This window comes from Ruminococcus sp., from assembly GCF_019417665.1.
Lineage (GTDB): Bacteria > Bacillota > Clostridia > Oscillospirales > Ruminococcaceae > Ruminococcus_C.
This window is the reverse complement of sequence record NZ_DXUU01000013.1, coordinates 38,896-59,639: the sequence shown is the minus strand read 5'-3', so window position 1 is coordinate 59,639 and position 20,744 is coordinate 38,896. Positions and strand designations below refer to the sequence as shown.

The 20,744-nt window shown below is 49.3% G+C and carries 21 protein-coding genes; 9 read left to right on the top strand and 12 right to left on the bottom strand.

Features of this window, described 5'->3' with window-relative positions:
* Nucleotides 1-77: 77 nt before the first annotated feature.
* From QZ375_RS05315 to QZ375_RS05300, 4 genes are all read left to right on the top strand, one after another.
* Nucleotides 78-1,103 (top strand): dockerin type I repeat-containing protein, encoded by a 1,026-nt coding sequence (locus tag QZ375_RS05315; RefSeq protein WP_295216340.1) that lies wholly within the window; start codon nt 78-80, stop codon nt 1,101-1,103.
* Nucleotides 1,104-1,304: 201 nt separating this feature from the next.
* On the top strand, nt 1,305-3,401 hold the full coding sequence (gene feoB, locus QZ375_RS05310) for a ferrous iron transport protein B (protein WP_295216338.1): 2,097 nt from the start codon (nt 1,305-1,307) through the stop codon (nt 3,399-3,401).
* Between the two features lie 113 nt (nt 3,402-3,514).
* Entirely contained in the window at nt 3,515-3,682 is a 168-nt protein-coding gene (locus QZ375_RS05305; protein WP_295216335.1) for a hypothetical protein, read from the top strand.
* 493 nt (nt 3,683-4,175) lie between these two features.
* Nucleotides 4,176-4,391, top strand: coding sequence for a helix-turn-helix transcriptional regulator (locus tag QZ375_RS05300; protein ID WP_295216332.1), 216 nt, complete (start codon nt 4,176-4,178; stop codon nt 4,389-4,391).
* Nucleotides 4,392-4,408: 17 nt separating this feature from the next.
* Here QZ375_RS05300 and rsmI read toward each other — a convergent pair whose 3' ends face one another.
* The 7 genes from rsmI to QZ375_RS05265 form a co-directional block, all read right to left on the bottom strand.
* Nucleotides 4,409-5,242 (bottom strand): 16S rRNA (cytidine(1402)-2'-O)-methyltransferase, encoded by an 834-nt coding sequence (rsmI, locus tag QZ375_RS05295; protein ID WP_295216331.1) that lies wholly within the window; start codon nt 5,240-5,242, stop codon nt 4,409-4,411.
* Nucleotides 5,243-5,465: 223 nt separating this feature from the next.
* Nucleotides 5,466-6,836 carry an MATE family efflux transporter gene (locus tag QZ375_RS05290; protein WP_295216330.1) on the bottom strand — a complete coding sequence of 457 codons (1,371 nt, stop codon included), beginning with the start codon at nt 6,834-6,836 and terminating at the stop codon, nt 5,466-5,468.
* 4 nt (nt 6,837-6,840) lie between these two features.
* The gene (locus QZ375_RS05285) at nt 6,841-7,557 is read right to left on the bottom strand and encodes a methyltransferase (protein ID WP_295216328.1); all 717 of its coding nucleotides are present in this window, start codon (nt 7,555-7,557) and stop codon (nt 6,841-6,843) included.
* Entirely contained in the window at nt 7,548-8,042 is a 495-nt protein-coding gene (locus tag QZ375_RS05280) for a transposase (protein ID WP_295216327.1), read from the bottom strand. Before QZ375_RS05280 ends, QZ375_RS05285 begins: the two co-directional genes overlap by 10 nt.
* Nucleotides 8,043-8,057: 15 nt before the next feature.
* Nucleotides 8,058-8,717 (bottom strand): HAD family phosphatase, encoded by a 660-nt coding sequence (locus QZ375_RS05275; protein ID WP_295216325.1) that lies wholly within the window; start codon nt 8,715-8,717, stop codon nt 8,058-8,060.
* 143 nt (nt 8,718-8,860) lie between these two features.
* On the bottom strand, nt 8,861-10,453 hold the full coding sequence (locus QZ375_RS05270; protein WP_295216323.1) for a DUF1653 domain-containing protein: 1,593 nt from the start codon (nt 10,451-10,453) through the stop codon (nt 8,861-8,863).
* Nucleotides 10,454-10,474: 21 nt separating this feature from the next.
* A complete protein-coding gene (locus tag QZ375_RS05265) occupies nt 10,475-11,059 on the bottom strand; it encodes an HD domain-containing protein (RefSeq protein ID WP_295216321.1) in 585 nt (194 codons plus the stop codon).
* Between the two features lie 668 nt (nt 11,060-11,727).
* On the opposite strand from QZ375_RS05265, the gene QZ375_RS05260 reads away from it, so the two are divergent.
* Nucleotides 11,728-12,129 carry a hypothetical protein gene (locus tag QZ375_RS05260; RefSeq protein ID WP_295216319.1) on the top strand — a complete coding sequence of 134 codons (402 nt, stop codon included), beginning with the start codon at nt 11,728-11,730 and terminating at the stop codon, nt 12,127-12,129.
* Nucleotides 12,130-12,230: 101 nt separating this feature from the next.
* On the opposite strand, the gene dnaJ is transcribed toward QZ375_RS05260, so the two are convergent.
* The 5 genes from dnaJ to hrcA all read right to left on the bottom strand — a co-directional run bounded on the left by dnaJ (nt 12,231) and on the right by hrcA (nt 17,804).
* A complete protein-coding gene (gene dnaJ / locus QZ375_RS05255; RefSeq protein WP_295216317.1) occupies nt 12,231-13,394 on the bottom strand; it encodes a molecular chaperone DnaJ in 1,164 nt (387 codons plus the stop codon).
* Between the two features lie 97 nt (nt 13,395-13,491).
* Entirely contained in the window at nt 13,492-15,345 is a 1,854-nt protein-coding gene (dnaK, locus tag QZ375_RS05250; protein WP_295216315.1) for a molecular chaperone DnaK, read from the bottom strand.
* 106 nt (nt 15,346-15,451) lie between these two features.
* Nucleotides 15,452-16,117 (bottom strand): hypothetical protein, encoded by a 666-nt coding sequence (locus QZ375_RS05245; RefSeq protein ID WP_295216312.1) that lies wholly within the window; start codon nt 16,115-16,117, stop codon nt 15,452-15,454.
* A 14-nt stretch (nt 16,118-16,131) separates the two neighbouring features.
* Nucleotides 16,132-16,728: a nucleotide exchange factor GrpE gene (grpE, locus tag QZ375_RS05240; protein ID WP_295216309.1), complete on the bottom strand. Its 597-nt coding sequence runs from the start codon at nt 16,726-16,728 to the stop codon at nt 16,132-16,134.
* Between the two features lie 17 nt (nt 16,729-16,745).
* A complete protein-coding gene (gene hrcA / locus QZ375_RS05235; RefSeq protein ID WP_295216306.1) occupies nt 16,746-17,804 on the bottom strand; it encodes a heat-inducible transcriptional repressor HrcA in 1,059 nt (352 codons plus the stop codon).
* Between the two features lie 401 nt (nt 17,805-18,205).
* Here hrcA and QZ375_RS05230 point away from each other — a divergent pair, with 401 nt between their 5' ends.
* The 4 genes from QZ375_RS05230 to QZ375_RS05215 all read left to right on the top strand — a co-directional run bounded on the left by QZ375_RS05230 (nt 18,206) and on the right by QZ375_RS05215 (nt 20,730).
* The gene (locus QZ375_RS05230; protein ID WP_295216350.1) at nt 18,206-18,727 is read left to right on the top strand and encodes a biotin transporter BioY; all 522 of its coding nucleotides are present in this window, start codon (nt 18,206-18,208) and stop codon (nt 18,725-18,727) included.
* A complete protein-coding gene (locus tag QZ375_RS05225; protein ID WP_295216302.1) occupies nt 18,720-19,097 on the top strand; it encodes a DUF1284 domain-containing protein in 378 nt (125 codons plus the stop codon). The genes QZ375_RS05230 and QZ375_RS05225 overlap by 8 nt, the downstream gene beginning before the upstream one ends.
* A gap of 255 nt (nt 19,098-19,352) precedes the next feature.
* Nucleotides 19,353-20,129, top strand: a complete 777-nt coding sequence (locus tag QZ375_RS05220; protein ID WP_295216299.1) for a hypothetical protein — start codon at nt 19,353-19,355, stop codon at nt 20,127-20,129.
* A 22-nt stretch (nt 20,130-20,151) separates the two neighbouring features.
* Nucleotides 20,152-20,730, top strand: coding sequence for a hypothetical protein (locus QZ375_RS05215; protein WP_295216297.1), 579 nt, complete (start codon nt 20,152-20,154; stop codon nt 20,728-20,730).
* Nucleotides 20,731-20,744: the final 14 nt, after the last annotated feature.

Below are 20,744 nucleotides of genomic sequence, written 5' to 3'. Positions count from 1 at the left end.
AGAAAAGATGCAAGCAAGATGCGTGCGAAAAGATGCTGAACAGGCTCTTATGCAACAAATAATAGGAGGTAATTTTTATGAAAAGAAGTAAATGGATGGGCATTGCAGTTGCCGTTGCTATGCTGGCAAGCTCTATGTCTGCGCTGTCTGTCAGCGCAGCGGACGAGGTTCTCATGGGTGATATCGACAATGACGGCTATCTCACAGGACATGATACCGCCATGCTGTCCCGGTATCTCTTGGACGACACCTATACCCTGACAGAAGACCAGCTGTCCCGGGCGGACATCACCGGAGATGGTCTCATTGATGAAGCGGACGTCACCTGGATCCAGGTCAATGAGGAATATACACTGGGAGATTATGATCTGGATGGATATGCATCATCTCATGACGCTTATGAGGCGATGGTGCATGTTTATGAAGGAACAGTAGAGGAAATGACGCCACTGCAATTCAACCTATTGGATGTGGATGCAAACGGCTATATTTCTTACATGGATGCGCAGGGCATTATAACATTTTACGCTCAGAGAACGGTGGGGCTTGGTTCGTTCTGCGGTGAACCGTTCTGCTACTACTATCACTATGAAGAAGGCAGTTTTGGGTCAAGTTTTACCTTAGGTGATGTGGACAATGACGGTGTTGTCACTGACCACGATGCTCTTCTGGCAGCAAAGGGCGGTTTTCAGAGAGATGACCCAACCGGATGGTATACACTGCAGAGTGACGTAAACTTTGACGGCAAGATCGACCAGGCAGATGCCGACTGGATTCACGAGCACGCAGAATATGGCATCGGCGAACTGCGCAAAGATGGTACACTGGGCGATTCCGATGCCGCTTATATGGCACTACAGATCTATGCCACTGAATCCGTAGGAAAAAAGCTTGAGATCGTACCCGAAAAAACATATGATAGCGTTCTCGTTGAAGGACAAACAACATGTAAAATCGGCGAATTGGACTATAACCTGCTGGATGCCAACGCTGACGGCAAAGTCGACACGATAGATGCTCAGCTGCTGCTGACTTCTACGGTATATATCAGCGTAGGACGTTCCTATGAGTCTGTTTATCAAGATGTTATGCTTTCCCAATAAAGCATACTAGTATAAATGAAAAATGAGAGAAACTGTTTCGTGAAAACCGCCGGCGGTACTTTTGGGTATCGCCGGCGGTTTTTGTTATCATTCTGCATAGTGGGCTTTCAAGGTGCATATACTCTATTGCGATTCATAAGGCAACATCGCACAAAAAACGCTTTACGATATTGCCATATAAACACGAAAGGATCTGATCCCATGGGAAAGACTGCCGCATCTGCACAGCTGCCGGAACTGACCGACACGCAGACACCTGTTGTTGCCCTTGCCGGAATGCCCAATGTGGGAAAATCCACGGTATTCAATGCCCTGACGGGTCTGCACCAGCACACCGGCAACTGGGCAGGAAAAACGGTGGCAAGCGCCGTGGGAGTCACCATCTGCGGCGGTCGTCCGGTGACGCTGGTAGATTTACCGGGAACTTATTCTCTCCGAGCACGCTCCGCAGAAGAAGCTGTGGCACGGGATTTTCTCTGCTTCGACGAGCCGGATGCTGCTGTGGTGGTTTGCGATGCGACCTGTCTGGAACGTGGGCTGACGCTTCTGCTCCAGGTTCTGGAGACCACTCCCCGTGTACTGCTCTGCGTGAATCTCTTGGACGAAGCCGAAAGCCGTGGGATCTCCGTCGATCTGAAACAGCTGGAACAACTGCTGGGGATTCCTGTGGCAGGGGTCACAGCACGAAACGGCATGGGACTGGACCGTTTGAAATGCAAGCTGGATGCACTGCTGCTGGGAGAATTTCCAGACCCGATACCTCAGTCTCTTCCAGAAGAAATTTCCGCTGTCATGCAGCCTGTTCTGGACGCTTTGCCGTCAGATCTCCACGGATTGCCGCCGGACTGGACGGCGCTGCGGCTTTTAGAACCAGAACCGGAACTGCACGCACAGATCGCCGCTCACACGGGGCTTTCCCTGGAGGAAGAACCCCTTTCCGCCGCATTACAACATGCCCACGAAACAATTTCCGCCGAAGCCTTTGCTGACAAAGTCATTGCCGCCATTGTCACCCGAAGCGAAGCCATTGCTGCCGCTGTTGTCACTGCACCGGAAAACTCCAGCCAACGTGACCGCCGCATAGACCGCATTCTCACTGGACGGCTGGGATTTCCCATTATGCTGGTGCTTCTCGGACTGATCCTGTGGATCACCATCGTGGGAGCAAACTATCCCTCCGCTTGGCTTTCCGCCGGATTTGCCCAGCTGAAAGAGGGATTCTCCTGGCTGCTGGAAACCATACATACGCCGGGCTGGCTGTACAGTCTGCTCATCGACGGCATATATACCGTGCTGACCTGGGTCATCTCCGTCATGCTGCCGCCCATGGCGATTTTCTTTCCCCTGTTTACGCTGCTGGAGGATTTCGGCTATCTGCCCCGTGTGGCGTTCAATCTCGACAAACGATTTCAGCGTGCCTGCGCCTGTGGAAAGCAGAGTCTTACGATGTGCATGGGCTTCGGCTGCAATGCCGCCGGCGTCACTGGCTGCCGCATCATTGATTCCCCCAGGGAACGGCTCATTGCCATTCTGACCAACAATTTTGTGCCCTGCAACGGACGTTTCCCCACTATGATCACCTGTATCACGCTCTTTTTCGCTGTGGGCAGCGGCTTCGGAAAAACGCTTACTTCTGCCGCAATGCTGCTGGGCATGATCGTACTGGGCATTCTTGTCACCCTGGGCGTTTCCTGGATTCTCTCCCACACCATACTCCGGGGCGTGCCGTCCTCCTTTACTCTGGAATTGCCGCCCTATCGAAAGCCCCAGATCGGACGTGTGCTGGTACGCTCCATCCTGGATCGCACTCTGTTTGTTCTGGGCAGAGCCTGTATGGTAGCCGCGCCTGCCGGCGCCCTGCTGTGGATACTGGCAAACTGCCGTATCGGCGGCGATAATCTCCTGACCATTCTCTCCGGTTTTCTGGATACACCGGGAAAATGGCTGGGTATGGATGGGGTCATCCTTCTCGCCTTCCTGCTGGGATTTCCGGCAAATGAGATCGTCCTGCCCATTGCCCTCATGTGCTATACCTCCGGCACGACGCTCACCGAAACCAGCGATATGACCCAGCTGTACACCATTCTGACAGATCACGGCTGGACATGGCTCACAGCACTGTGCGTACTGCTGTTCATTCTGTTCCATTTTCCCTGTTCCACCACCTGCCTGACGATTTTAAAAGAAACCAAAAGTTGGAAATGGGCAGCGGCGGCGTTCTGTATTCCCACACTGGTGGGCATTCTGTTTTGTTTTCTGATCACACTGATCTCCCGTGTGCTGACCTGTATATTCTGACGGAATCCGGGCAAACTATGTGCAAGCGGCAAAATAACACCATGCCGCTCCGGTACCGGCATGAAACAAGCAGTCTCCGACCGCACACAGAGGCTGTTTCATGAGGTACTGCCATGTGCGGAGAAACGGAGACTATGATGTCTAACCAGAACAACCAGAACCAGAACAATCAGCAGAATCAGAACCGGAACAACCAGCAGAACCAGAACCGTCAGCAGCAGCAGAATCAGCAGAAGCAGAACCGCAACGATCAGAACTGCCGCAACAACGAAAACAGATAACATTTGCTGAATCAAGGCAATATCATGCAAAGCCGTTAGGCGTTCTTTGTGCGGTGTTGTCTTATGTAAAAACGCCCCTGCCGCTTCGTGCCTTAACACGAAATGACAGAGGCGTTTTTCATGCAAACGAACAACGCTTTCGAACCTGCTCCCCTGCACACCAGCAGCTGCATTCTGAGGGATTACAGGCCGCATCGCTGCATCCGGCGAGGTGCGGCGAAAAGAGCGTTTCCGCAACCCGATGTATGCAGCTGTGCCGTATATGCGCCCATAAGAATCGCTTTACCGGTGTTCAGTTGATCCAAACAAGTTCATAACCCGGCAGCCTGGCAAACGGCACATTCCAGACTGCCTTTTACCGCTGCATCGCTCGCAGTTAGTACTTATTTGTACTATAAAATACATTATATACCCAAATTGTGATAAAGTCAATAGTACCGAATAGTACTATTTTTATTTTTATGATTTATTACAAAAAAGGAGTTGGGAATTTGTGTATTTTCGACGGTTGCGTGATCTCCGGGAAGACCGGGATATGAATCAAACCAAAGTGGCAGCGCTTCTGCACACCAGCCAGACGGTATATTCCCGGTACGAACGAGGCTATCAGACGATCCCGGTGGAGCATTTGATCATCCTGGCAGATTTTTACGGCGTCTCAGTGGACTATATTCTGGATCGGACAAATGACAGAGAACTGCATAAATAATGCGAATCCGCAAAAACTTACGCATTCGTCTGCACAGCATCATACAATTCGCTTTTCCGGTATCCTGTTTCAGCGGCAACGATTTTACATGCCTGGGTCAGTTTCTGTCCGTCCTGCACCAATTGCTGTACCCGTGTCACTGCTTCTTCCAGAGAGACCGTCTCCGGTTTTGCCGGAGACGCACCAGCTACCACCAGAACGAATTCACCCCGGGGCGGTATCTGAGCATAATACGCCATGGCTTCTGCCAGGGTAGTACGCCGCACCTCCTCGTGAAGCTTTGTCAGTTCCCGACAGAGGGAGATTTCCCGGTCTTCTCCGAAATATTTCGCCATATCCGCCAATGTGCGGCACAGCTTATGGGGGGCTTCATAGAAAATCATCGTTCTGGTCTCCTGCCGCAGCTGCTCCAAATGTGCCCCACGCTGGTTCTGATTCACCGAGAGAAATCCCTCAAAAGTAAATCGTGCTGTATGCTGTCCAGAGATCGCCAGAGCGGCGATGGCTGCCGAAGGACCTGGGACGACTTCCATAGGAATGCCCTGCTCATGACAGAGCTTTACCAGCGGTTCCCCGGGGTCGGAAATACACGGCATTCCAGCATCTGTCACCACACCACAGGATTCTCCGGCGAGGATACGGTCTGCAATGCTCTGCGCCACTGACTGACCGCTGTGCTCGTGATAGCTGACTGCCGGCGTGTGAATGTCATAGTGAGACAGCAGTTTTCGGGTCACACGGGTGTCCTCTGCGGCAATGAAATCCACCTCTTTCAGCAGCCGGAGCTGGCGCATAGTAATATCTTCCAGATTCCCGATAGGCGTGCCAATAATATATAATGTACCGCTCATTTGCGAAATCTCCTTTCTTTTCATAAGAAAATGGTGTCGCCGTTCCTAGGGCTTGTTTGAAAAATAGCTATGTTCGAAAAAATGCACAGAAATTACTGTATGTTAGGAGAGAATACGCAGGCAGGCTGCCGCCTGACAAGGATTTTCGACGACACAGACAGTGATTTATGGGCGTTTTGACGAATGTACGGATTTTTCAAACAAGACCTAGAGAAACACTGATTCATTTCGTTTCCTCTGCCAGATTACTGATCCATACACCCTTGCGGATAAGCACATAGCCCACCAGTACCTTCACCAGATCTGCCGCCTGCACAATGGCATACACAGCAAAAATGGGTAAAGGTGTCAGATAGCAAAGCGCCAGCGCCGCCGGCACAGGCAAAAGCCAGGTGTACACGCTGTCAAAGAGGAACGTGATCAGGGTCTTTCCGCCAGAACGCAGCGTGAAATACAAGGCATTCAAAAATCCCTGCACGGGGAAAAACAGAGCGGTGATAATAATGAACCACTGCCCGTACCACCGGACCTGATCTGTGGTCTCATACAGCTTTGGAAATACGCCAGAAACGGCAATGAGAATCACAGTCAGCCCCAGAGAGACCGCACCGGTAAACCACATGAGACTGAACGAATCCTTTTTCGCCTTTTCATACTGGGATGCGCCCAAAGTCTGCCCGATGAGAATGCCCACGGCGGAGCCCAATGCCACAAATACCACGTTCAGCAGATTGCAGATGGCATTGGAAATATTCAGCCCTGCCACGATCTCCAGTCCCCGGATGGAATAGCATTGGGTCAATGCCGCAATGCCCCCAGCCCACAGAAACTCATTGAAGAAGATGGGCAAACTTTTCCGGATCATTTTCCCGGCAAGCGCCTTCGGAATCAAAAGGGTACGGTAAGCGCCCTGCAAAAAGACGTGTTTTTTTCGGGAAAGCTGCGCCCAGATGATCACAATGCACATTTCCACGACACGTGCCAGCACTGTTGCAATCGCCGCACCACGAACGCCAAGCTTCGGCATACCACAGTTGCCGTAAATCAACAAATAGTTGAACACCACGTCCACTACGACGGACACAATGCCCGCTGTCATGGGCTTTACGCTGTTACCAGTTTCCCGAAGGCTGCTGGCATAGATCTGAGTGAACACAAAAGGCAACAGCCCCAGAAGCATGATGTGCAAATATTCCTTAGCATACTTCATGGTCAGCACCGGGTCGATGGATGCGCTCTCTCCATGGAGATACAGCCCGACGAGACTTTCTCCGCCCAGGAGAAATATCCCCAGTCCGACAGCAAGGCAAAAACCACAGATCCAGTGTTTGATACGGAAGGTGTTCTGAAACCCCTCCAGGTTTTTCTGTCCGTAAAACTGTGCGCCATAAATGCCCGGTCCGGACAAGCCGCCGAAAATGGCGAGATTAAATACAAAAATCAACTGTCCCACAATAGAAACAGCTGTCATGGCTTCTGTGCCCAGACTTCCCACCATGACATTGTCCACAAGGCTCACCATATTTGTGATGCCATTCTGGATCATCATGGGAACTGCCAACGCCAGCGCACGTTTATAGATAGGATTTTTCATTACGTTATCCTCCTCTTGTTGTCACTGTATTGCCGTCTCCTATAATGCGCAGAGGCAGCACATTCAAAAAAGGTTTTCCACCACTTCTGCCCTCCAAAAGAAAGAGCCACGGCGCAGATTCCGGAGATTTCGCCACAAATTGCAGACGTTTCGGTTCAATGCCGCTGCGCCGCATGGCATCTATGACATCTGCAAGGCGTTCCGGACGGTTGCAAATGCAGAGCTTTCCGCCAAATCTCAGAAGTTTTTTTGCCGCTGCACACACATCATAGATATTGCACAGGATCTCATGGCGTGCGATCTTCTGCGCTGTCAACTGACTTTCCAGCCCTGCCTGATACGCCTTATAGGGCGGATTGCAGGTCACCAGATCCAACTGCCCCAGAGGTGCGTCCTCCCAGAGTTGTTTCAGATCGGCACAGATGGGATGTATTTGCGACTGCACAGCCGTGCTTGCGGCAATGCCCTGACGCATTTGCGCAATGGCTTCCGGCTGGATATCCACGGCGAAGATCTCCTGGGGCGGTTCTTTTCGCTGCATGAGCATGGGAATAATGCCACAGCCTGTCCCCAGGTCGCAGACACGATCTTTCCGACGATAGCCGGAGAATTCTGCCAGCAATACAGCATCTGTGCCGAAACGATGCAGCTGGCTGGTGCAGACAGTCAGCCCGTCAGAAATTTGTTCGAGGGATTGGGGTGGCATGGGATTCACTGACATAACGTATCCTTTCCATCCAGCCACAACGCCGGATTGCTGTCAATATATGTCCAGATCTGCTGATATTCGTGTTCATTACAGATGATGTGATCGTAGAAAGATTTTTGCCAGACCGGATATCCGATTTGTTTGGACACCCATCGTTTCATTTGACCGACCACCGTTGAAATTGTAGGGGCGGATATTATCCGCCCGAACTCATCTGGCATCATTAAAATGATCATATGTACATGATTGGGCATAACGCAATATTTATCAATTTCAACATTCGAATAATAATGTGGGATATTCCTGATTGCATCATTGACAAAATTACCATATACCGATAATTGCACCGTATTTTGCGGGCGGATAATATCCGCCCCTACATTATCTGCCCAAAACATACATGTATGTCCTGCGGTACATATAGTAATAAAATACGCCCCACATGTGGCATAATCATATCCCACCAGACGGTTTGGCTTTCGTTTCGCCAATTCCATTGCGTTTCCCCCATCTTACCGGAAAATATCCTGCATTTCCAGCAGATCTGTCACTGTTACCGTTGCCGTGGCACGCATTGCCTGCCAGTCGCTGTCACTCACCGGGTCATATACGCCCACAGTGAAAAACCCGGCGGCTTTGGCAGTTTCCACACAGTGGAGAGAATCCTCTGCCACGGCGATCTGCCGCCTGCCCAGGTGCAGCCGCCCGGCGGCTTCCCGGAAGATCTGGGGCTGTGTCTTTGGTGCGCCCACTTCCTGCTCAGTCAGCAAAAATTGGATACGTTCCCATAATCCCAGCCGTTTCAGCGCCGCCTGTGCCAGTTCCCCATAGGTTGCCGTTGCTACGCCGTAAACGATACCCTTTTTATCCAGCCAGTCCAGCAGTTCCGGCACATGAGGCTTCAGCTGCAAGCGCTGGTAATATTCCTCTTCCACCATATCCGAAACCTGCTGTGCCAGCTGCTCTGGTGTACAAGACAAGGAAAAGCGTTCCACAAAATAGTGAGAAGATTCTTCAATGGACATCCTTCGCACCACCTGGGTAATATCCGGCGGCACTTCCCGGTCATAATGCTCCAGGATCTGACGGTCCACCTGTGACCACACGCCAGTGGAATCCAACAGCGTGCCGTCCAGATCAAAGATCACGCCTTGAATGGTGTTATGTTCCATAAGGGAGTCCTTTCTTTTGAAATTAGGTCTGAATAAGCAACAGCGGTCGGCGAATCACGCCCACCGCTGCTTTGTATCCAAGGCAACACCGCACAAAGACCGCCTGACGGCTTTGCACGGTATTGCCCTATGAAAACGTTCACTTATACCATAGTAAATCTCGGCTGATTGTCACGTGCTGTGCCGGTGAAGATAGACTTCGGCATTGCCCAAACGCTGCCGTCTGCTTCCTTGCGGTAAACGACCAGTTCTTCCTGTGTCTCCGCATGGCAAACAGAGGTCTGGAGCAGTACGCAAATAGAACCATCCAGCAAATCACGATAGCGTGCACCCTCTTCCAGACGGGTCGGCTCCGGAATAGAGATCGCCTCTTCCACTGTCTCAATGTTGTTGACAATGTCATCCTCTACCAGGATCATCTGGGAGAACGGTGCCAGACGAATATAAGCGCCGCCATTCTGTACTTCCACCGGTTGACCGCTGATAACATCCACCAGAGACGGCACATTGGTGCCAAAACGGAACTCGCTGGGGTTCTCATCCAGGTTCAATGCCACGTAGACAGTTCTGCCGTCCTGTTCCTTGGCAAAGAGCAGCTGCTGGTTGCGTACTTCCACTGTCCGGTATGCACCGGTTCGCAGTGCCGGATATGCCCGGTAAATTCTACCCAGCTTCACCAGATGGCGGTACAGATCCAGATTACCGCTGCGGTTCAGCTCGTCCAGTTCCAGACATGGACGCAGACCATCATCGGAATTGTTCTCGTGACGGCCCATAACACCGTATTCGCTGCCGTAGTAAATGGATGGAATGCCCGGCATACCATACAACAGCGTATAGCACAAAGGCAAATAACGCTGATCCACCAGGGTGCTGGCAAGACGGTTCACATCGTGGTTGTCCACAAAGTTATACAGTGCTGTACCCTGATAGATGCCGCCGTTGCCGAACTGACGATTGATGCTATAGTTGATCTCAAAATAGTTTTTATCGTTATGAGAAGAATAGATTCCCTTGTAGCACTCATAGTTGGTCACGCTGTCCAGCATTTCCGGGTTTGCCCAACGCTTGTAGTCGCCATGAATGATCTCACCCATGAGCCAGAATTCCGGATTGCGCTCCTTACAGAATTTATGTATCCGGCGGAAGAAATCGAAGTCCACACAGTCTGCCGCATCAAAGCGAATGCCGTCAATGTGAAACTCGTCCATCCACATACCCACAGCATCGATGAGATAATCGCACACGTGCCAATTTTTCAGGTTCAGCTTTACCAGATTGTAATAGCCGTTCCAGCCCTCATACCAGAAGGGATCGCCGCAAGGACTCTGACCGCCGAAGTTCAGACCTGCGAACCAATCGCAGTACTCCGAAGCCTGTCCCTTTTCCTGAACATCCTTGAATGCCCAGAAATCCCGTCCCACGTGGTTGAACACCCCGTCCAGGATGATGCGGATGCCATTCTTGTGCAGCTCGTCACAAATATGTGCAAACATCTCATTGGTGCCCAGTCTGCGGTCAATGATACGATAGTCTGTGGTGTCATAGCCATGCTCTACAGATTCGAACACCGGACCGAAATAGAGCGCATCTACGCCCAGTTCTTTCAGATGCGAGATCCAGTCCAGCACCTTTTCCAGCCGGTTCACCGGCTCGCCGCCCTCGTTGTGCTTCGGCGCACCACAGAAGCCCAGGGGATAGATGTGATACATCACAGCATTTTCATACCAACTCATTGTTTTTTCCTCCAACCGTTCTTAATTTGATCCTTCTAAATAATACGATGCCTCCATATCAGCGACGCTCACGGCCAATGCCAGGGGGAACATTTCCAGCGCTCTTCCCACACTGTTCTTGTCCTCATTTCCGGAAAAGCCCATGTGATAGCGGATAGCAAACGCCTCCTCCCGGGTCAGCCGCATAAAGCCCTGGATCATGTACACGGATTTTTCTCCGTGCCCATAGGGCAGTGTATCCCGGATGGTATAATAGGGCACACGTTCCCAGACACCCTGTTCGTTTTTGGCGTTGCGATAATCCACCGCATAAAAATTCACCTTGCAGATGTCATGCAGCAGTGCCGTCACCGCAATGGTCTCCGACGTATAATCCATACCATACAATTCCCGTGTTCGGGGACGTGCCAGATAATCTTTCAGGCACTCGTACACATTCAGGCTATGTTCCACCAGGCCGCCCTCATAGGCGCCGTGAAAGCGTGTACTGGATGGTGCTGTGAAAAAGTCACTGGCATCAGAATCCAGCCACTCCAGCAGCCGGCCTGCGCCCCGACGTGTAATGTTTTCCTGATAAACGGCAATGAATTCTTCCCGTTTGGTCATACTGCGCACCTCCTCTGCCGTATCATTATATCATATTTTCACAGAATTGGCAAGTATGCTTCGATAAAAGTTTGTAAACAAAGGGGATCGGGGGTTATTTCCGGAGCATTTGCCCGTAACGCCTCTGTGAACATTCAGCAGGTGAACAAAGTTCGCCCCTACTACATTGTGACGCTTAAAACTTTACTTTTTATTTGGAAATCAGAAGCGTAGGGCGGAGGCTTGCTCCCTCCGGATTTATCTGAAACCTTCAATTATGAAAAACGCAGCGAAAATTTCCACATCAAAAAATCATCCCAGAATTATTTCCACACTTCTCCCAAACTTTCCACCGTGTTTTCCACAACTTGTGGAAAACAAAAAGTGCCCTTTTCTCGTATATTCCACCAATAAAGTAACAATCATTGCACATTTTGCAATTTTTTAATGACAAAATAATTGCTGACAGTGCTTTTTGTGTAACCGTTTTGTCACTACTTATCCCGGAATTGTGGAAAACTCTGTTGAAATGTTGGGGAAATACTGCGGAAGAATTTGACGATATTTGTAAAACGCCCGAAAATCCGCATATTATAGCACCGTGGAAATGTGGAAAGGGAATAATTTTAGAAATGTTGGAAAGACTAAGGAAGCAGAACTTCTGCAAACCAGCATGCGAGGTGAATACAATGAAAAGAACCTATCGATATCTGGCACTGCCCGCAGCATTGCTGCTGACGGCTGCCATGCTGACCGGCTGCGGCGGCACAAACAATGATTCCAACGGAAACAATACCACAAGTACTGTCACTGAGGAAAACAAAAACAACACGCATACCGAAACCAACATCGTCGACAATAATACTGACAACAACGGCAACGGTGTTGTCGGCGATGTTGTCACCGATGTAGAAAACGGCGCACGTGACATCGTGACAGGCGCTGGCAATGTGGTCAAAGATGCCGGTGACGCTGCCGGTGACGTAGTCAAGGATGCCGGCGATGCCGTAGGCGATGTTCTCGGCGGCGAAGAACACTCCAAAACTGAGACTACCACACACACCGAGAAAAAAAATCAGAACAACAGATAACAACACGATGCTTTGGCAGGTTCCCTCCTGCCCTACGTGAAAAAACCTACCGGATACCATATGGTATGAGGTAGGTTTTTTGTTTATGCAGTTTGTGTGAATTATTGCTGGTCAAACTTACGCTTGAGCTTTTCGAAGAAATTCTGGCGCTTCACCTGGTTTTTTTCCTCCAGGGAATCATCAAATTCCTTCAGCAATTCTTTCTGGTGCTTTGTCAGTTTTTTGGGCACTTCTACCACAACAGTCACATATTGATCGCCGTAGGATTCTCTGCCCAGATACTTCACGCCCTCGCCACGGAGACGGAACTTCGTACCGCTCTGAGTGCCCTCAGGAATGTCGTATTCCACTTTGCCCTTGATAGTAGGTACTGTGACCTTGTCACCCAGAACTGCCTGAGCGTAGGTAATAGGGATCTCGCAGTAAATATCATTGCCGTTCCGGGTGAACAACTCGTGTGCACGCACGGTAACAGAAACGTTCAGATCACCGCAGCTGCCGCCATTGACACCTGCATCGCCCTGTCCGCTGACACGGAGCACCTGCCCGTTGTCAATGCCTGCAGGGACTTTCAACTCAATATCTGTCGTGGTACGGAATCGTCCGCTGCCCCGGCATTTGCTGCACGGATTGGTAACGATCTTGCCCTTACCGCCGCAGCGAGAGCAGACCTTTGTGGTGGAGATCACGCCAAAGGGTGTCCGTTGGTTCACACGGACAGAACCCTGACCGTTACATTCCGAACATGTGGTGGTCGTCGTATTGGCATCCGAACCGGAACCGCCGCACTGGTCGCATTTCACCATATGGGTGACACGCATTTTTTTCTTGACACCCTTACATGCCTCCATGAAGTCAATGGTAACGCTGCTATTCACATCGCCGCCACGTCTGGGTGCATTGGCATTGGACGCAGCACTTCTGCTGCTGCCGCCAAAACCGCCAAAGCCGCCAAAAATACTGTCGAAAATATCGCCTACATCGCCGAAACCGCCGAAGCCGCCGCCACCGTAGCCGGCACTGCCGCCGTAGTTGGGGTCTACGCCGGCATGACCGAACTGATCATACCGTGCACGCTTTTCTGAATCAGAAAGCACCTCATATGCTTCGTTGATCTCCTTGAATTTATCTGCGGCCTCCTGATCGTCCGGATGCAAATCGGGATGATACTTTCTCGCCATTGTCTTGAACGCCTTTTTGATCTCATCCTCGGACGCACCTTTTTTCAGCCCCAGCACCTCGTAATAATCCCGTTTTTCTGCCATGATATGCCGGCTCCTTTCGTATATACAACGATGCCGGGACAAGCCGAAACCTGCCCCGTCACCGCATCCTTATTTCACGGCGTTTCAGCCGGTTACATTAAACTTCCTTAAAATCAGCGTCAACAACACCATCATCATTTGCGCCGCCGTTATTGCCGCCAGCTGCACCGCCGAAGTCAGCGCCGCCCATATTCGGGTCTGCACCCGGCTGGCCGCCCGTCTGCTGATACATCTTTGAGGACAGTGCATAGAATGCCTGCTGGAGCGCATCGGATTTTTCCTTGATCGCTGCGTTATCGCTGCCGCCCAGTGCGGTTTTCAGATCTGCGATCTTAGCTTCGATATCGGACTTATCTGCCGCATCCACCTTGTCACCAAATTCCTTCAATGCGTTCTCGCACTGGAAGCAAAGGCTCTCTGCGTTGTTCTTGGTGTCCACTTCCTCACGGCGCTTCTTATCCTCTTCGGCATACTGCTCAGCTTCCTTCACAGCCTTGTCGATATCGTCCTTGGACATGTTAGTAGAAGCAGTGATCTTGATATCCTGTTCCTTGCCAGTGCCCAGATCCTTTGCAGTTACGTGTACGATACCGTTCTGGTCGATATCGAAGGTAACTTCGATCTGAGGTACGCCTCTCGGAGCCGGAGCGATGCCGTCCAGACGGAAGGTGCCCAGCTGCTTGTTATCCCGTGCGAACTCACGTTCACCCTGGAGTACATTGATATCTACAGCAGACTGATTATCCGCAGCAGTGGAGAAGATCTGGCTCTTCTTGGTCGGGATCGTGGTATTTCTCTCAATGATCTTGGTGCAGACACCGCCCATGGTCTCCAGACCCAGGGACAGCGGCGTAACATCCAGCAGCAGCAGACCATCCTTGACGTCGCCGCCGAGAACGCCGCCCTGATATGCAGCACCCAGTGCAACACACTCATCCGGGTTGATGCCCTTGAACGGTTCCTTGCCCAGCTTAGAGCGTACCGCTTCCTGTACAGCCGGAATTCTGGAAGAACCGCCGACCATGAGTACCTTGTTCAGATCCGACGGGGACAGACCGCTGTCGGACAGTGCCTGCTGTACCGGACCCATCGTAGCATCCACCAGGTCACGGGTCAGCTCGTTAAACTTCGCCACAGTCAGGTTCATATCCAGATGCTTTGCACCGCTTGCATCTGCTGTAATAAACGGAATATTAATGTTGGTAGTGGTAGTAGAGGACAGCTCGATCTTTGCCTTTTCTGCGGCATCCTTCAAACGCTGTACTGCCATCTTATCATTGGACAAGTCAATGCCCTCAGTCTTCTTGAATTCCTCAACCATCCAGTTGATGATTCTCTGGTCGAAGTCGTCGCCGCCCAAGCGGTTGTTACCAGCTGTTGCCAGTACCTGCTGTACGCCGTCGCCCATTTCAATAATGGAAACATCGAACGTACCGCCGCCCAGGTCATAAACCATAACACGCTGATCATCTTCCTTATCAATGCCATAGGAAAGTGCAGCGGCAGTCGGCTCATTGATGATACGCTTTACTGTCAGACCTGCGATCTGTCCTGCATCCTTGGTTGCCTGACGCTGTGCATCAGTGAAGTATGCCGGAACGGTAATAACTGCTTCTGTCACCGTCTGACCCAGATAAGCTTCTGCATCGGTTTTCAGCTTTTGCAGGATCATAGCGGAAATTTCCTGCGGTGTATACTTCTTGCCGTCAATGTCTACCTTGTAGTCGCTGCCCATGTGACGCTTAATCGAGGAGATGGTGCGATCCGGATTTGCGATTGCCTGGCGCTTTGCCGTCTGACCTACCAGACGCTCACCGGTCTTGGAGAAACCCACAACAGACGGCGTCGTTCTTGCACCCTCTGCGTTAGGGATAACAACGGCATTGCCGCCCTCCATAACTGCGACGCAGGAGTTTGTCGTTCCCAAGTCAATACCAATAATTTTTCCCATAGTAATCTCTTCCTTTCTGTATTTCCCGTTTCAGACGGGGTCATATCAAAAATAGATTGAAATAATTTATATGAACTGTCCTTTCGGGCAGGAGTTTTTGTGCTTGCTATAAGCGGAGTTCTTCACGGAGAGACAGCAGTTCCTCTTCTGTATACGGTGTGATATTCCAGTCTGTATCCGAATGGGATGCTTCCAACGTATAAAGCGTATTGAAATCTCCGGTAATGCCTGCCAGAATACTTTGCATCTGACTAGTTCCATCTGGAAAGGTCATTTCTTCTTCATAAAAGCAGTAGCCAGGACTGGGAGCTGATGTCACGGTTTCGCCCAATTGTTCTATCATAGATGCTGCGCTTTCACAATTCTGATAAGCATACATCACCGTAATGGTAACAAGATCTGTCACTGAATACTCTTCGGCTTTGCAGAACTGATAGACATAGGAATTGTCATAAAGTATGATATACGAAGTTTCCCAGTCTTGTGCCCATGTCTTTGGCGGTGCATACATCGTCAATTCCGGATGATGCTCTGCCATATACGCAGCAAATTCATCGTAAGTGGAAAATTCAACCGATTCATCCGCTTCTACCGCTGATACTTCTGTGTCTGCCGTGGTTTCTGCAACGGTCTCCGCCGTGGTTTCCACTGCCGATTCCGCCGAAGAAGTATCCACCGCAGTCTGTTCCACCTTTCCAAAATCACACCCCGTCATCCATGCCACAGTCAGGAGCATTGCCGCTGTCATGAGCGACGCTGTATGTTTTTTCAAGAACACCCTCCTGACTAAACAGAAACGGCAACCATTGCCGGACGGATGAGCCGGTCGCCCAGCATGTAGCCCTTCTGGAACACCTCGCAGACCTTGTCGCTTTCATACTCGCTGTCGTCCACCTGCTTGATGGCATTGTGCACATTGGGATCAAATGTCTCGCCCAATGCGGCGATTTCCGTAACGCCCAGTTTTTCGAACGCTTTCTGGATCTGGGTGAAGGTCAGCTCCACACCTTTCTTATAATTCTCATCGGTGCAGGGTGCCTCCAGTGCACGCTCAAACGTGTCCATAACACCCAGCAGTTCCTTCACACAGTCCACCTTGGCATCGCCATAGATCTTTTTCTTTTCTTCCGTAGTGCGGTTCCGGTAGTTCTGATATTCTGCCATGAGCCGCAGGTACTGATCTTTCTGATCTGCCAGCTCTGCTTCTTTCTTTTCCAGGGCATCTTTCAGATCTTTTTTCTTCTTCTTTTTGTCATCCTTAGCCGGTTCTTCCTGACATTCCGCTGTTTTTTCAGCAGCCTCTGTTTCCGGTGCCGCTTCTGTTTCCGGTACAGTCTCCTCAGCAGTTTTTTCCTGTTTCAGATCGTCCTTTTCGTTTTCCATCAAAAGCACATCCTTTCCTATTGTTGCTCCGGCTGATCCGGCTTCTGTACGAGTCTGATCTCTTCTGGTTCTTCTTCCGAAATCAGATGCGAGATCTTCTCGGTGAAATATTCAATATATGGAATGATCTTGGCATAATTCAGCCGCATCGGACCAATGACGCCAAGCGAACCGGCAGTGTGATCGCCTTTCTGGTACTTGGATACGATCATGCTGGAATTCCCGATGACAAAATCGTTGCCCTCCTCGCCGAACATGACCTTGATCCCCTGGAAGGAATCATCCAGCAACCCGGACAAATTCTGCTTGTGCATCATAAACTGTGCCACTTCGGCTTTGTCCAACTCTTCACAGGAGAACAGATTCTGCTCACCTGTGACATACAACTCGTTCTTTTGCAGATCCCTGGACATTTCGCAGATACCCTGCACCAAGGGACTCAGGGTCATCATATAAGTGCCCATTGCAGTGACCATCTGCTCCATTTTTTCATCCGACAACTCAGAAACAGAAACACCCTCCAGGTTTTCCTCCATAAAGTGCTTGAAGAAATCCATGTGCTCATGGGTCAGATCAAACTGAAGCCGACAGGCACGATTCTTGATCTTGCCGTCAGATGTAATGAGAAGCACCACATACATCCGTTTTCCAGTCGGAATCACATCCACCTTTGTAATCACAGAATATTTTGGTGCAAAATTAGAAACCACTGTAGCGCATTGGGTGATCTGAGCGAGCGCCGTAGTCGCACTCTGTAAGATCAGATCTTCCGTGAGCTGGGATTCATCCCCCAGCATTTCGTCCAGCCGTTCCCGCTCTTCCTCAGGAAGCGTGCTGCTGACACCGATCTCTTCAATATACATGCGATAACCGCTGAATGTGGGCACACGCCCTGCCGACGTATGGGGCTGTTCCAAATAGCCCAATTCTTCCAGAACTGCCATATCATTGCGGACTGTCGCAGCCGACACGTAAATGTCCGGCAGCTGTGAAATGGTCTTAGAACCCACCGGCTCACCAGTACGAATATATAAATCAACTACCGCCGATAAAATCCGACGTTTCCGAGCATCCACACTGACCATCCTTTCTGGCAGATCCACTTTTCAAGTGTTAGCACTCATTCTATCTGAGTGCTAACACTAATTTACCACGATTTCAGCCAATTGTCAAGGGCGTTTTTTTATTTTCGTGATTTTTCACAATATACCAACAATACAAGAAGTTGCTTTTATCTATTTTTATCTATTTTCTGTCCCACGGGGAAATGTCAGTCAACCAAACAACCTGAAAAATATGGTTGACAAATAACTTGCACTGTGGTATAATCATATTTGTCAACCATTATCATCCTTTGCCGGGTGACAAAAACAAATGAGAAAAGGAGTTGTATCTTATGAAACAACAAACACAAGCCACAGTTCCAACGGAAACAGGCACGCCTGCCTCCCGGAATCAGCATCAAAAGATCGTTGCTATGGTGCAGATCGCACTTTTTGCCGCTATTATGGCAGTCTGCTCCTGGATCCAGATCCCCATGACCGTACCCTTTACATTGCAGACCTTTGCAGTTTTCTGTGCACTGGGTACACTGGGCGGAAAATCCGGCACTATTTCCGTACTGGTATATATTGTCCTGGGTGCAGTAGGCGTCCCCGTTTTTGCCGGTTTTTCCGGCGGTGTGGGCGTACTACTGGGCACTACAGGCGGTTACATTATAGGATTCCTGTTCACAGCGCTGTTATACTGGGCAATCACCCACTTTTTCGGCGAAAAGCTCCCAGTGATGATCATTGCCATGGTACTGGGGCTGCTTGTGTGCTATGCTTTCGGCACTGCATGGTTTATGATCGTCTATACCAATGCCAACGGTGCTGTAGGACTGATTGCCGCTTTGAGCTGGTGCGTATTTCCCTTTATTATTCCCGACCTGGTGAAGATCGCCCTTGCCATCCTCATTGCAAAGCGCATTCCGAAGCGCTTCATCCATCGTGTATAAGCTGCGTCCCCGCCACGGGCTATGCACAGCATTTTTCTGCGGGCACGGCTACAGCGAAGCATTCACAGCAAATATGGCGGAGAAAATCGACAGATTTATGCAGGAAGACCCCTTGATTTCCCTGACAGTGGGTGCTGACTGTATTTGCGAAGCCTGTCCCCATAATTTATCCCAGGAATGCGATGCTGCTGAAAAAGTCGCTGGATATGACCACGCTGTGCTGCGGCTGTGCGGACTGGCGGAGGGGGATGTGCTGCGTTGGAGTGACTTCCAGCAGCTGGTGGAAACATGTATACTCTCCCAGGGCAGACTGGCACAGATCTGCGGCGATTGCAGTTGGTTCTCCATTTGTGATACGAATCTCGAATGAAAATGATGCAATGATTTTATACAGAAAAATAACTAAAATAATAGCCGGGGGCTTTTTGCAAAAAGCGACCGGCTTTTTGCACATCTTATATATATATTTATGTAAAGTGCATAAAATTTGAAATTTAAATTGTTAAGAATAACGAATTTCAATGAAATATATTGACAAATGCTTTTAAATCAATTATAATGTAATTGGCAGGAACCAGTTGAAACATTATTTTTTATACAATCTAATTAAAAAAAGGTGCTTATTTTGAAATTCAAATTTATTGCAAAAGCCATTGTTTCTTGTTGTACGGGTGCAGCCATTTTTTTATCACCGCACATTCCGCTCCAAAGCCATAGTGCCGGGGGATTAAATATAACTGCTTATATGGATTCTACAGACACTGCAGTTTATGGTGTCTCAACCGCATTTCTTTACAGATTTCCTACAATTATATCCCGTACCGAAAATTATTATGCCAGCCAAAACATCAATGTAAATATTGCATTTACATCACAAAATATCTGTGCAACGCCTGCTAGGAACTGCGCAGATAATTCCTCAGATTTCTATAATATTGTACGTAACGGATGCAAATGTGTCACAAACACACAATGTGAAAATGGCAATCGTCATCACAGTAATGCAGAAACTTTTAAAAACTCTTTTGTTTCTCCGACCTCTAGCAATTCTGCCACATGGTTAATCACTGCTTCTTATATCTGTGGGCATAACGGCACCAGCGGCTCGCATCATGGATTAAATGGAGTTACTTGGAGTAGTCAACGAAAAATGGTTACATGTGATTATGATTTCAAAATGCAGGAACAACATCCTGATTATGACCCCTATGTTTTTGCGACAAAAACCGCAGTTCATGAAATTGGTCATTTATACGGAGTTACAGATCACTACACAGTTCTGCCTGATCAATATCCCAACTGCATTTGGGGACTTAACCATAACGTATACGATATTTCAAAAAAATTAACTACATGCACTCGGTGCAAAACAACTTTAAGCAATAACAAAAACAAATATTGAATTGTCAAAAGGAGATGACATTATGAAAAAAGTAACCGTTTGTTTTTTACTCGCTTTTTTATCCATCTGCGCAGGCTGTGGTAACACAGATAGCCCCACATCCAGCACAGCAAAAACAGAACCTACCACCACAGAAATAATATATGAAGAACCTATCACTTATGTGGAATATAATAACTATGACGAATTTGCAGATGCCATGACAGCTGAGCATCCGGGTGTCTCTATATATTTGCCACCGCAGGACAGCATTGCCGGCTGGACATGGGACAATATTATTATGGATGCAGGTTATTATCAATACAATTTCCATGATTCAGAAAATAACCGCACTGTCATGATTCAGATCTGCTTCAACGAACAATATGACACCATTCAGGAACGAATTGACCAGCTAGCGCCTTATTCCTCAGTAGATTCTGAGGTTGTTATTCTGGAAAATGACTATGCCGTGGAGCATTATCCTGAAGATGGTGATTATGCACTGTATGGCTTAACCGGAACAAACAATGTGTTCTATACGCTTGTTGTCTGGAACGATGACGGCAATCTGGACACCAAAGACGATCTCCTTGCGCTCCGAGAGGCATTGGAATTGTAAAAGCAATAACAAAA

Coding starts and splice junctions, on each gene's coding strand:
- dnaK (WP_295216315.1), bottom strand. CDS start 15,345: ATGGGAAAAATTATTGGTATTGACTTGGGAACGACAAACTCCTGCGTC.
- QZ375_RS05215 (WP_295216297.1), top strand. CDS start 20,152: ATGAAAAAAGTAACCGTTTGTTTTTTACTCGCTTTTTTATCCATCTGC.
- QZ375_RS05230 (WP_295216350.1), top strand. CDS start 18,206: ATGGTGCAGATCGCACTTTTTGCCGCTATTATGGCAGTCTGCTCCTGG.
- feoB (WP_295216338.1), top strand. CDS start 1,305: ATGGGAAAGACTGCCGCATCTGCACAGCTGCCGGAACTGACCGACACG.
- QZ375_RS05265 (WP_295216321.1), bottom strand. CDS start 11,059: ATGACCAAACGGGAAGAATTCATTGCCGTTTATCAGGAAAACATTACA.
- QZ375_RS05270 (WP_295216323.1), bottom strand. CDS start 10,453: ATGAGTTGGTATGAAAATGCTGTGATGTATCACATCTATCCCCTGGGC.
- QZ375_RS05315 (WP_295216340.1), top strand. CDS start 78: ATGAAAAGAAGTAAATGGATGGGCATTGCAGTTGCCGTTGCTATGCTG.
- rsmI (WP_295216331.1), bottom strand. CDS start 5,242: ATGAGCGGTACATTATATATTATTGGCACGCCTATCGGGAATCTGGAA.
- QZ375_RS05285 (WP_295216328.1), bottom strand. CDS start 7,557: ATGTCAGTGAATCCCATGCCACCCCAATCCCTCGAACAAATTTCTGAC.
- QZ375_RS05290 (WP_295216330.1), bottom strand. CDS start 6,836: ATGAAAAATCCTATCTATAAACGTGCGCTGGCGTTGGCAGTTCCCATG.
- grpE (WP_295216309.1), bottom strand. CDS start 16,728: ATGGAAAACGAAAAGGACGATCTGAAACAGGAAAAAACTGCTGAGGAG.
- QZ375_RS05280 (WP_295216327.1), bottom strand. CDS start 8,042: ATGGAATTGGCGAAACGAAAGCCAAACCGTCTGGTGGGATATGATTAT.
- QZ375_RS05305 (WP_295216335.1), top strand. CDS start 3,515: ATGTGCGGAGAAACGGAGACTATGATGTCTAACCAGAACAACCAGAAC.
- QZ375_RS05275 (WP_295216325.1), bottom strand. CDS start 8,717: ATGGAACATAACACCATTCAAGGCGTGATCTTTGATCTGGACGGCACG.
- QZ375_RS05260 (WP_295216319.1), top strand. CDS start 11,728: ATGAAAAGAACCTATCGATATCTGGCACTGCCCGCAGCATTGCTGCTG.
- dnaJ (WP_295216317.1), bottom strand. CDS start 13,394: ATGGCAGAAAAACGGGATTATTACGAGGTGCTGGGGCTGAAAAAAGGT.